General features: G+C 35.3%; 10 protein-coding genes and 2 tRNA genes. 8 read left to right on the top strand and 4 right to left on the bottom strand.

The genetic code is table 11. The features are described 5' to 3' along the window. Positions 1-186: 186 nt before the first annotated feature. Positions 187-873, bottom strand: coding sequence for a GNAT family N-acetyltransferase (locus ACHMWN_RS07255; protein ID WP_397299070.1), 687 nt, complete (start codon positions 871-873; stop codon positions 187-189). 151 nt (positions 874-1,024) lie between these two features. Between ACHMWN_RS07255 and ACHMWN_RS07250 the strand changes: the two genes are divergently transcribed. Next, positions 1,025-1,885, top strand: a complete 861-nt coding sequence (locus ACHMWN_RS07250) for an AraC family transcriptional regulator (protein WP_397299067.1) — start codon at positions 1,025-1,027, stop codon at positions 1,883-1,885. Between the two features lie 44 nt (positions 1,886-1,929). On the opposite strand, the gene der is transcribed toward ACHMWN_RS07250, so the two are convergent. After that, positions 1,930-3,231 carry a ribosome biogenesis GTPase Der gene (der, locus tag ACHMWN_RS07245; protein WP_397299064.1) on the bottom strand — a complete coding sequence of 434 codons (1,302 nt, stop codon included), beginning with the start codon at positions 3,229-3,231 and terminating at the stop codon, positions 1,930-1,932. A gap of 232 nt (positions 3,232-3,463) precedes the next feature. Continuing rightward, complete coding sequence (gene era / locus ACHMWN_RS07240) at positions 3,464-4,354, bottom strand: GTPase Era (RefSeq protein ID WP_397299062.1); 891 nt, start codon at positions 4,352-4,354, stop codon at positions 3,464-3,466. A 109-nt stretch (positions 4,355-4,463) separates the two neighbouring features. Between era and ACHMWN_RS07235 the strand changes: the two genes are divergently transcribed. The 4 genes from ACHMWN_RS07235 (at position 4,464) to ACHMWN_RS07220 (ending at position 7,861) form a co-directional block, all read left to right on the top strand. After that, positions 4,464-4,539 (top strand) — tRNA-Met (locus ACHMWN_RS07235). Between the two features lie 30 nt (positions 4,540-4,569). Then, a tRNA-Glu gene (locus ACHMWN_RS07230) sits at positions 4,570-4,641 on the top strand. Positions 4,642-5,172: 531 nt separating this feature from the next. Next, positions 5,173-7,326, top strand: coding sequence for an alpha-L-fucosidase (locus ACHMWN_RS07225; RefSeq protein WP_397299060.1), 2,154 nt, complete (start codon positions 5,173-5,175; stop codon positions 7,324-7,326). 13 nt (positions 7,327-7,339) lie between these two features. Then, positions 7,340-7,861: a GNAT family N-acetyltransferase gene (locus ACHMWN_RS07220; protein WP_397299058.1), complete on the top strand. Its 522-nt coding sequence runs from the start codon at positions 7,340-7,342 to the stop codon at positions 7,859-7,861. An 84-nt stretch (positions 7,862-7,945) separates the two neighbouring features. Here the strand turns inward: ACHMWN_RS07220 and ACHMWN_RS07215 are convergent, their stop codons facing one another. Further along, a complete protein-coding gene (locus ACHMWN_RS07215) occupies positions 7,946-9,550 on the bottom strand; it encodes a S41 family peptidase (protein ID WP_397299055.1) in 1,605 nt (534 codons plus the stop codon). A 285-nt stretch (positions 9,551-9,835) separates the two neighbouring features. Here ACHMWN_RS07215 and murQ point away from each other — a divergent pair, with 285 nt between their 5' ends. The 3 genes from murQ (at position 9,836) to ACHMWN_RS07200 (ending at position 12,101) form a co-directional block, all read left to right on the top strand. Beyond that, positions 9,836-10,642: an N-acetylmuramic acid 6-phosphate etherase gene (gene murQ / locus ACHMWN_RS07210; RefSeq protein ID WP_397299052.1), complete on the top strand. Its 807-nt coding sequence runs from the start codon at positions 9,836-9,838 to the stop codon at positions 10,640-10,642. A 102-nt stretch (positions 10,643-10,744) separates the two neighbouring features. Beyond that, positions 10,745-11,311 (top strand): hypothetical protein, encoded by a 567-nt coding sequence (locus ACHMWN_RS07205; RefSeq protein ID WP_397299049.1) that lies wholly within the window; start codon positions 10,745-10,747, stop codon positions 11,309-11,311. Between the two features lie 37 nt (positions 11,312-11,348). Then, positions 11,349-12,101: a Bax inhibitor-1 family protein gene (locus ACHMWN_RS07200; protein ID WP_397299047.1), complete on the top strand. Its 753-nt coding sequence runs from the start codon at positions 11,349-11,351 to the stop codon at positions 12,099-12,101.

Here is a 12,101-nt window from a genome sequence, read left to right as displayed (position 1 = left end):
AAAATATAAATCGCTTAAAATAGAACAGAAATAAACAATTTAAGAGTAAAAACCTGTGTAATTGAAGGAAATATCAACTAATAATTAGCAATAAGATCTATCCTCTAATAAAAAGTACTTCCTTTTTTAAGCTCCATTTTTCTAATGGGATGATAATTTTTAAGACTTTTAGGAATAAATAGCTTACTATTTCACTACTTTTTGAACAACATAAGCGATCATTTCAGTCCGAATATGAAACCCTAACTTTTGATACAACTTCACTGCACCATCATTATCATTTCTAACATGTAGAAAAGGGATTTCTGATTTCTCTAGTATTCTTTTGATTTGTTCTCTAATAAGTCTGAAAGCATATCCTTTACCTGAATGATCTGGGTGTGTACACACTGCGCTAATTTCTACATAAGGTGTTGGATTAAAGCGATGACCAGCCATTGCCACTAATTCATCGTTATTTAGTACTCCTGTATAATTTCCAAGTTCTATTGTCCGCGAACGAAATGGCCCAGGTTCGGTTAGCTTAACAAGCGCTAACATATCTTTAACATGGGATGCATTCAAATCTGCAAAGTCCAAATCATCTCCTGTTGGAAGTTGTTTAGAATCATAAACCATTTGAAACATGTTAATTTGATGGAGCAATTTCCATTGACTAGGAATAGCATAGGCTACTGGCGTAAAAACAACAAACGTACTTTCCGTAGCGCTATTCTCGTACAACAATTTAAAGTCTTCGTCAGAATTATCTTTTAATCCCGCAAATGGGGCAACATCACTAGCATAATATCTTACATTTTCTGTTCCATTAGCAAAACTATGATGAGCAGTTTTTAAAGAATTATAAATAGGATTATCTAGGATATGTTTCATTTTGCACTACATTCTATAGGCAAAGATATTAAAAACCAAAGTCATGTCTTGAGTCTTAATTTTCACTAATAGTAAGCGATATGATGTAATTTTAATTATTTTTAGTTAAAATTTAACAATTACGCTGAATTATTACTTACTAAACGAGACTATGAAACCTCAACTTTTAAAAGTATCGACAGATTTAATTCATTCTTTTAGTGCTAGAAAAGACGTTGTTCCAGACATTAATAGCCATTGGCATTATCATCCAGAGGTTGAGCTGATTTATTTTGCTAAAGGAAGTGGAATACAATTTATTGGAGATAGCATTGAAAGCTTTAATTCTGGAGATGTAATTTTAGTAGGTAGTAATGTGCCGCATTATTGGCGTTTTGATAGTATAACAGAAGATGACCACGATGTGGATGTAAGGGTAATTCACTTCAATGAAAATTTTTGGGGAGCAGACTTTTTAGATATTCCAGAGAATAAAGAATTAAAAGACCTGTTGAAGCAATCACAATTAGGGGTACAAATTATAGGTGCTGCTAGAAAGGAAGTTGCCAAGTTAATTACCAATGTAATTGAAACAAATGGTAGTCGGAAAATTATAAACCTAATGGAAGCCTTGCTTTCTATTGCAGCAACTAAAGAGGTAAAACATTTAGTTTCTATGGGCTTTAAGTATCATTTTCAAGAATTAGAAAAAGATCGAATGCATTCTATTTATAATTACACCATCTCTAACTTCAAGGAGAAAATTGATTTAAAAACCATAGCCGAAGTAGCTAAAATTAGTCCAAATTCTTTTTGTAAATACTTTAAATCACGAAGTAAGAAAACCTATTCAAGGTTTATTAATGAGATTAGAGTAAGCCATGCCTGTAAACTCTTAATGGATGGCAAGGTGAATGTAAAAGAAGTGTGTTACGATAGTGGCTTTTATAACTTCGCCAGCTTTCATCAATACTTTAAAAGTATCACAGGGAAAAGCCCACTACAATATCAGAAGTCGTTCATAACTTCTTAGCGATATGTTTTAATACGATTTGTCTTCGGACTTTTCTGACTCCCTTATTTCTGTCTAAAATAAATTTGTATTGGAACTCCTGAAAAATCGAAATTCTCACGTAATTTATTTTCTATAAAACGCTTATAAGGCTCTTTAATGTACTGTGGCAAATTACAGAAAAAGGCAAACATAGGTGAGGTAGCATTGATTTGCGTCACGTATTTTACTTTAATGTATTTTCCTTTTAATGCAGGCGGTGGATAGTTTTCGATAATTGGCAACATCACATCGTTCAATTTTGAGGTAGGAATTTTCTTGCTACGGTTTTTATGAACTTCTAAAGCTGTTTCAATTGTTTTGAAAATACGTTGCTTGTTTAATACCGAGATAAACACAATTGGCACATCAGTAAACGGTTGCAATTTTGTGCGAATTTGATCTTCGAACTCTTTAATGGTTTTATTGTTTTTCTCAATTAAATCCCATTTGTTAACTAAAATCACAATACCTTTTTTGTTTTTCTCCGCTAAGTGGAAAATGTTTACATCTTGAGACTCTAAACCATCTTCTGCATCAATCATTAACATGACCACATCAGCTTCCTCTAGCGCCTTAATTGTACGCATTACCGAATAAAATTCGATGTTCTCTTTTACCTTGGTCTTTTTACGCAAACCAGCGGTATCAATAAACATAAACTCATGACCAAATTGATTATAGTGAATATGAATTGAATCACGAGTAGTACCTGCAATTGGGGTTACAATATTACGATCTTTACCAATTAACGCATTAATTAATGAAGATTTACCAACGTTCGGGCGACCTACGATGGTAATTTTAGGCAATGCATTTTCTTCCTCAACAACATCTTCAAAGTGAGTAATTACTTGATCTAATAATTCTCCAGTTCCAGAACCTGTCATAGAAGAAATCGTGTAGATTTCGCCTAAACCAAAACCATAAAATACTGTTGCATCATTTTCTAGTTGATGGTTATCAACTTTGTTTACTACAACAAATACGGGTTTTTTACTACGACGAAGTAATTGTGCAATTTCATCATCTAAATCAGTAATCCCTGTAGTTACATCCACCATGAATACCAACACTGTAGCTTCTTCAATAGCGATCACTACTTGCTCGCGGATTGCAGCTTCAAAAACATCTTCAGAATTGGCAACATAACCGCCAGTATCAATAACCGTAAATTCTCTATTGGTCCATTCGGCTTTACCGTAATGTCTATCACGAGTTACACCACTAAAATCATCTACAATAGCTTTGCGACTTTCTGTTAAGCGGTTAAAAAGGGTAGATTTGCCTACGTTTGGTCTTCCGACAATTGCGATAATGTTACTCATTTTATTATGGTTTGTTAGTAAGTTGGTTAGTTCGTTGGTTGGGTTAAGGTTGATGTTTTAACCGCCAGTTGAAAAGCCATTTTTCTGCTAACGTTCTAAGTTTCAAAGAAATTAAATTTCTAAGGGAGTGCAAAAGTACGATTTTTTATCGACTTAGAGAAAGGTTGTTTAGTTAAGTATCAATCTTAGGTTTCTTTTTCCCAGACAACTGATCAGCCAAATAGCCAAAAAACTAACTATCGTATCCAAAGCTTTTTAAGTAATTCTTTTTGCTTCTCCAGTCTGGCAAAACTTTAACAAAGGTTTCTAAAAATACTTTGCTATCTAAAAATTTCTCGATGTCTTTTCTAGCTTCCATACCAACTTTTTTAAGCATTGCGCCGCCTGTACCGATCAGTATGTTCTTTTGTGAATCTCTTTCTACAATAATTTCTGCAGTAATACGAACCATAGGGCCGCCTTTACTTTCTTCTTCTTTAAATGCAGTTACAATTACTTCTGTACTATAAGGAATTTCCTTTTTGTAATTAAAGAATATTTTTTCACGAATAATTTCCGAAACAAAAAATCGCTGACTACGATCTGTTAGTTCTTCTTTATCATAATATGCTGGATGTTCTGGAATATGATCCAAAATCATTGGCAAAATGCCTTCCAAATTATATTGATGCAGCGCAGAAATTGCGAAGATATGTTTAGGATTTAATTTCTCCTGCCAATAGGCAAACTTCTCATCTACTTGCTCTTGCGTAGCATTATCTATTTTATTTAAAAGCACAACCAAAGGGATGGTCGTATTCGTAATTTTTTCTAAAACATCATTTTCATCATGCTTCTCATGAATATCTGTAACAAAGAGAATTAAGTCTGCATCACTTAATGCTCCGTTCACTGCACTCATCATCGAATCTTGTAGTCCGTAAAGCGGTTTTATGATGCCAGGTGTATCTGAAAATACAATTTGAAACTCATCTTCGTTCACAATTCCTAAAATACGATGACGTGTGGTTTGCGCTTTAGGCGTAATGATAGAAAGTTTTTCACCCACTAGGGCATTCATGAGAGTTGATTTACCCACATTGGGCTTACCGATGATGCTTACAAAACCTGCTTTATGCGACATAAAAATATTTTTTAAAATAAATTTGTAATGCAAAGAAACGAATTATATCTTTGCATTCCAATTCGGGGGAAGAGTTAAGGATTTAACGAAAACCTCAAATTGTATAGCGTGCGGGGTGGAGCAGTTGGTAGCTCGTCGGGCTCATAACCCGAAGGTCATCAGTTCGAGTCTGGTCCCCGCTACCAAAGAAGTTGAAATGACACTTCTTATTTAACGGCCCGTTCGTCTAGGGGTGAGGACGCCAGATTTTCATTCTGGAAACAGGGGTTCGATTCCCCTACGGGCTACGATTATTAAATTAAAAAAAGGCTGCTTAACTATGCGTTAGCAGCCTTTTTTGCTTTACTAAATTATCTCATTAGCTATTTTAAAATCAGCACATAAATTTACTTCACTCACACTTGCTTGTGATTAGTCCGAGTCTTGTTCTAGAAAATGGCCAATTTTAAAGAACTGCGTACACCAAAACTAACAGATAACCTAAACTAATGCAGAGCTAAACAAGAACTCTTCTAGGACATAAGTCGCGGTAAGGTCGCCATAAGGTCGCGGTAGTGTCGCGGAAAGCATTAAGAAATTAGTGGGGCTTGTAACGGAAAATCGTTGTAAATGGGATGGTTTTTAAATATACCATATTTTAGTGTAAAGCCTCTTTAAATTCTAAACTAAGTGACACTAGGCAACAATGCTTGTGATTTTCAGCGGAGGGAGAAAAGAACATCTGGAGAATCTAAGAGGATGACCTCATCGCTGAATGATATAATTTTCTTTATTAGTCTTAATGTTGTTTATTTGTAATGACCACAAATAGATGTGATATGCTTTTAAAACCCCTACTTATTCTAGCATTAGTACTCAGTTTATCAACTTCAATTAATGCACAAAATTACCAAGCGAATTGGGAAAGTTTAGATACCAGACCTATTCCCACATGGTTTGGACAAGCAAAATTTGGCATATTTATTCATTGGGGAGTATACTCGGTTCCAGGATGGAGTACAAAAGGTAATTATGCAGAATGGTATCAAAATGGATTAAATGGTAATGATACGGCTCGTATTGCCTATCAAAAAAAGCGTTTTGGTGATCGTAGCTATTATGATTTGGCCAAAGATTTTAAAGCTGAATTATATAACCCAGATGAGTGGGCTAAACTCATTGAAAAATCAGGCGCAAAATATGTCGTATTGACCTCTAAACATCACGATGGATATGCCATTTGGCCTAGCAAAGAAACTGATAAGACCTGGGGATTTCCATGGAATTCAGTTACCACAGGGCCACATAGAGATTTATTAGGGGAGTTATTTACTGCCTTGCGTAAAACCAGCGTAAAGCCTGGCATGTATTATTCGTTGTACGAATGGTTTAATCCCTTGTATAAAAAGGATAAGAAAAGCTACGTGGATAACCATATGTATCCACAAATGTTAGATTTAATTAATACCTATAAACCTGATGTTTTTTGGACGGATGGCGATTGGGATTTGCCTGCGGAAACTTGGCGTTCGCAAGAATTTTTAGCATGGTTATATAACTCAAGTCCAGTTAAAAATTCTGTAGTAACGTATGATAGGTGGGGCAGCGGAGTTCGGTTTAATCACGGACAGGTGTACACTCCAGAATATCAACCTGATTTAGATTTTGAAGATCATGCTTGGGAAGAAAGCAGAGGAATGGGCTATTCTTATGGATACAATCGTGCAGAAGATGCTTGGGATTACAATACAACGCAATCGCTTATTATTTCCTTAGTAGATAAAGTAAGTCGCGGAGGTAATTTTTTGTTGGATATAGGTCCAGATGAACATGGCAAAATACCACCAATTATGCAAGAGCGTTTGTTGCAAATGGGCGACTGGTTAACGCTTAATGGAGAGGCAATTTACAATACCGTTAGATGGAAGAATGCATTTCAATGGAGTGAAGGAAATCAGCATTATGAATCTAAAAAAGTTGAAGGAGACTGGAAAACCACGAACGATTACATGACGAAAATCACAGTTGATCCAGACCCTGGCTTTGCAGTGAAGGAGGTTTTTTACACGTATAATCCTACCACAAATACGTTGTATGCTATTTTGCCAAAATATCCTTCCAACAAAAAAATCACGCTAAAAAATATCATGTTGCCTAAAACTGCTTCACTGAGTTTGTTAGGTAGTACCACAAAAGTAGCTTGGCATGTGCAAAATAATGCAACGGAAATTGATTTACCTGAGTACGATCCAAATGTATTTAAAGTGCCTTATGCGTATGTACTAAAAATTGCAGGATTTGGTCAATTTGCGTATAAACCAGAAATTGATGTGGTTCAAAACAACAAGACTTTGCAAACTACAGTCCAACTAAAAAGCAATGCAACTGCGGTTTATTATACAGTGGATGGAAGCGAGCCAAGTATCAAATCTATAAAGTATAGCAAACCTTTTAAGGTGACTTCAAAAAGTACGATTAAAGCTATCGCACTGCAAGATGGGGCTTTAGAAAGTAATGTAAGTGTTAAAGAAGTGGCTGTTTATCAATGGAAAGCTCCTGCCAAAATAGCTGCAAGACAAGGAATAAGTTATGAATACCTTGAACCAGAAGGTAAAATTAATATGGAAAAGGTAACCAAAACAGCGATTAAAACTAAAGGAATTGCTCCTACTTTATCCATTGACAAAAAAGAAAGAAAAGATAAGTTTGCTTTCCGTTTTACGGGATATGTGTATGTAGATAAAGATGATCTTTATACTTTTTATCTAGATTCTGACGATGGAAGTAAACTTTGGGTAGCGGATGAAGAAGTTGCGGAAAATGATGCCGCTAAAGGCAAACCTCAACCCAGTGGAACGATTGCGCTTAAAAAAGGATATCATAAAGTTGGTTTATGGTACTATGATAGCGGTGGGGGCAACAATTTAACTGTAAGTATTCAACCTTTGAATGGCAAGAAATCGATAATTTCAGCCTCACAATTGTTCCATTAATTTGATCTCATACATGCAAAAATCAATACAAGTTTTATCAAGTACATTAGCTGATATCGATAACATTTTTGAGTTTTATGATATGGCTATTGCGCACCAAAAAAAGGTTTTTCATCACCATTGGCAAGGCTTTAGCATAGATTTGATTACTCAAGAAATTGAAGAAAATAGGCAATACAAAATTCTTGTTGATGGACAAATTGCCTGCATTTTTGCGGTTACCTTTAGCGATCCTCAAATTTGGGAGGAAAGAAATGCAGATTCTGCTATTTACATTCATCGCATCGTTACGCATCCTGATTTTAGAGGGTATGGATTTGTAAATGTAATTATTGATTGGGCCAAAGCACATGCAAAAAACAATGCTATTCAGTTTATTCGTATGGATACTTGGGCAGATAATGAAAAACTATTGACTTATTACACAGGTTGTGGTTTTAATCATGTAGGTATGATTAAAATTGCTCCGAATAGCGGCTTACCTAAACATTATGAAGGTATTAGCTTAAATCTTTTTGAGATAGAAGTTACCTAGTTCATCAGTCATTGGTTCATTAGTCATTTGATCAACAACAGATTATTAGCCTCACTGTGCTCAATAGAAAGGATGAACAATCGGTTATTGCAAACTGGCTAATGCTTGTTTAACCACATTATCGGTTAAATTATGTGCTTTATAATATCCCGCATCGCCTAAATGATATTTACACAACATCACTTTTAAATCGTTATAAATAATAGATTTTGATACCATGAGTTGTTTCGCATCAATTGCAACATTTTTAGACTGAATGTATTTCAATAAATCTTTATAATCGGTATCGTTAATGCTAAACGTATTTAACGTTTGTGATAAATAAGTTGGTGTATATCGATCAGCCAATACATCGAATACAAAATCAATTAATATCTTTTTATTAATCAGCGTAGCATATAACTTTGTGTAACCCGTAGTATCTAGCTTCACGTACACATCTGGCTGAATGCCACCACCGCCAAAAACCTTTTTCCCACTTTGTGTGACAAATGCAGCAGTCTTTTGCAAACTGTCTTTTGCTTTTACATTTTTAGCTGTCAATTCACCATCATTTAAACGATCTTCCAACTCATGTTGATAGGCTGCATAACCCTTCTTGTAGGATTTCTGTATGCTTCTACCAAGTGGTGTATAATATCTTGCAATGGTTAAGTTTAAAGCAGAACCGTCTTCAAATGCAAACTGCTCTTGCACCAATCCTTTCCCAAAAGAACGTCTTCCTATAATAATACCTCTATCTAAATCTTGTATTGCTCCTGCAAAGATCTCACTAGCAGAGGCCGAATTCTCGTTAATCAATACAGCTAGTTTTCCTTGCTCAAATTCACCACCCCCAGTTGCAAAATAATCTGTACGTGGTTCGTGTTTCCCTTGCGTATACACGATTAATTTATTCTCAGGCAAAAACTGATTAGCTAAGCCTGTCGCCGCATTCAGATAGCCGCCTCCATTATCTCGGAGATCAAGCACTAGCTTTTTCATCCCTTTGGTTTTAAGGGATTTTACAGCGTTTACAAAATCTTCATCGGTGTTTGCCCCAAACTTACTAATTCGAATGTAAGCTGTTTCTGTATTCAGCATGTAGGCGGCGTCAATACTGCTCACTTCTACCCTGCCTCTTTTTATAGTTAAAACTGCAGGCGAAACAGCTCCATAATGTAACAAGGTAAGTTGTACTGGCGTACCTTTTCTACCTCTAATTTTGCCAATCATTTCAGAACGAGGCAATCCTCTCCCACTTACATTGGCACTGTCTACTTTTAATATTTTATCACCTTGCTTAACACCAGCTAAAAAAGCAGGGCCATCTTTTAACACATTAGTAACCAGCAATGTATCGTTAAGGATATAATATTCTACACCTATCCCTTCAAAATTACCTTCTAAATTTTCTGCCAATTCAAATGCTTTAGTCGCTGGCAAATACATGCTATGCGGATCTAATTGATGCAATAAACTGTCTATTGGCAAATGATGAAGGCTATCTGCATTCACATCATCAACGTAGTTCTTATTAATGATATGGATAATATCTTCTACTTTTTGATTGTTATCAGCATAGCGAGTACTTTTCTCGATTTTAAATCCTTGATCTTTTAAAAATTTAAAACCCAAATACATTCCACCTATTAAAGTTATGGAATAGGTTAAGGCAAGAAGAAGGTTAAATCTCGTACTTTTTTTCATTAGGGATGGGATACTACAAAGTTATGAAACCCCAGTGATTTTATCAAGCTCATAACTATATGAATATCAAAAACATGGGCGCCTCATTGCAAATAAAAAAATCAAATTACAAACAGATGAGAATAAGCCTGTTATTAAATAACAAGGGTAAAACATTTTAGTTTTTTGATTTTTTTGAAGCAAATATTTGCAAGGGAATAATCTTCTCTCTAAAATTGCAGGGTTTTATGCATAATATTTCCTGTTAATTGATAAATTAACGAACTTTAACTTTTAATGAAATCCATGAATAGAGTTACCGAGCAAGAATCTAACTACCATGATATAGATAAAATGTCTGTTCTAGAAATTTTGACAGGCATTAATAACGAAGACAAGACTGTACCGTTGGCTGTTGAGCATGCTTTACCACAAATCGAAAAATTAGCATCGGCCATTGCCGAAAGAATGATTAAAGGCGGAAGATTGTTTTACATTGGTGCAGGCACAAGCGGTCGTTTAGGTGTAGTTGATGCTTCTGAATGTCCTCCTACATTTGGCGTTTCTTTCGATACGGTTGTTGGTATTATTGCAGGTGGCGATACAGCAATACGTAAAGCAGTTGAATTTGCAGAAGACAACATAACACAAGCTTGGGAAGATTTACAGGAATACCAAATTAATGAGAAAGATTGTTTAGTTGGCTTAGCTGCTTCTGGAACTACTCCATATGTGATTGGGGGTTTAAATACTGCTCGTAAACATGGCGTTTTAACTGGATGCATTGTTTGTAATGAAGGTGGGCCAATTGTTGCTGAATCTGATTTTCCAGTAGAAGTAGTGGTAGGTCCAGAATTCTTAACTGGTTCAACCCGAATGAAATCTGGAACTGCTCAGAAATTAGTGTTGAATATGTTAAGCACTACAGTTATGATTAGAATGGGCCGCGTGAAAGGGAATAAAATGGTAGATATGCAATTAACTAATCATAAATTGGTAGATCGCGGCACGCAAATGGTAATGGATGAGCTACATATTGACCATGACCAAGCAGCAGATTTACTACAAAAATATGGAAGTGTGCGCAAAGCTGTTGAAGCCAGTAAAGGTTAAAAGTTGCGAGTTGCAGGTTACAAGTTGAGTAGCCACAATTTTTCAACTTAACTTTTAAACGCCCAGCCCCGTAACACGCAACCCACAACTCGCAACCCACTCATGCACGAAATTGAACCTTTTTATCTTTGGAGAGATGATTATATTGCTGCAGAAGATGAGCGTTCGCCATTTTTCGATACCGAGTATTCTGAATTTTACTACGACAAACAACTCTATAATTTTCTAATTCATCCCCAATGGGATACGTTTGGTTCAAATACCCTTTACATTAAAGTATTGTTTGTAGATTATGATAAGCAATATGCAATCATAGAGTTGATGGGTGAATGGAATGATGCCATTAACAACGATATCATGATGCTTAAAAGAGAAATCTTAGAACTGATGATTGATGAAGGGATTAATAAGTTTATCCTAGTAGGAGAAAACGTATTGAATTTCCATGCATCTGATGATAGTTATTACGAAGAGTGGTTTCAAGATGTGGAAGATGGTTGGATTGCAGGAGTTAATTTCAACGAACACGTTATTCGCGAGTTTCGCGATAATAGCATCGATTATTACATCAACTTTGGTGGAGAACTAGATGATTTGCATTGGCGAAAACTAAAACCGCGACAGTTCTTTAAAAAAGTTGAAGAACTCTTGACAAAAAGATTAAATTAAACGCTTATTTTTAACCTAGAATTATTTATCAATCAAAATGGCAGAACAAAATTATCAATATCAAAATGACAGTGTTTTTGTACAAGAACGCTCTGTTTCTAAAAAATTCTTTGCAAATGTTTTCTTGTGGATGTTTGTGGCGTTATCAATTTCTACACTAACAGCTTTTTACATTTCATACAATCCTTCAGTAATCAGTATTCTAACAACACAAAATCCCGAAACTGGAAAACTTGGCCCTAACATATTAGGATTAATTGCAATATTTGCGCCTTTTGGATTAATAATGTTAATGAATGCAGGTATGCGTAGATTTTCCTATGGTACATTGGCAGGCATATTTATTCTTTATTCAGTGTTGACTGGCTTTTTCTTAAGTTTTATACTTGCTATATATGTTTTAACATCAATATATATCTGTTTTGCTGCAGCAGCTTCAATATTTGCTGTCATGGCTATTATGGGTTACACAACCAATGTTGACCTAAGTAAATTTGGTCCAATCTTAAGTGCTGGAATTATTGGATTAATTATAATCAGCGTTATAAATATGTTCATTGGGAGCGAATCATTATACTATTTCTTAGGATTTGTTGGAGTGGCTATTTTTACGGCACTAACTGCTTTTCAAGTTCAGGCTATTAAAAGAATAGGCGAAGGTCTTGATAATGCAGATGACGCAACTATAGAGGATTCTAAAAAACTTGCACTCATTGGCGCTTTGTCTCTTTACATTACTTTCCTTAATTTATTTCTTTCATTACTCCGCATTTTCGGAAGCAGAAAGTAA

This window comes from Pedobacter sp. UC225_61, from assembly GCF_044452285.1.
Lineage (GTDB): Bacteria > Bacteroidota > Bacteroidia > Sphingobacteriales > Sphingobacteriaceae > Pedobacter.
Note: the sequence above shows the minus strand (reverse complement) of the source record. Positions and strands in the feature narration are given on the sequence as shown.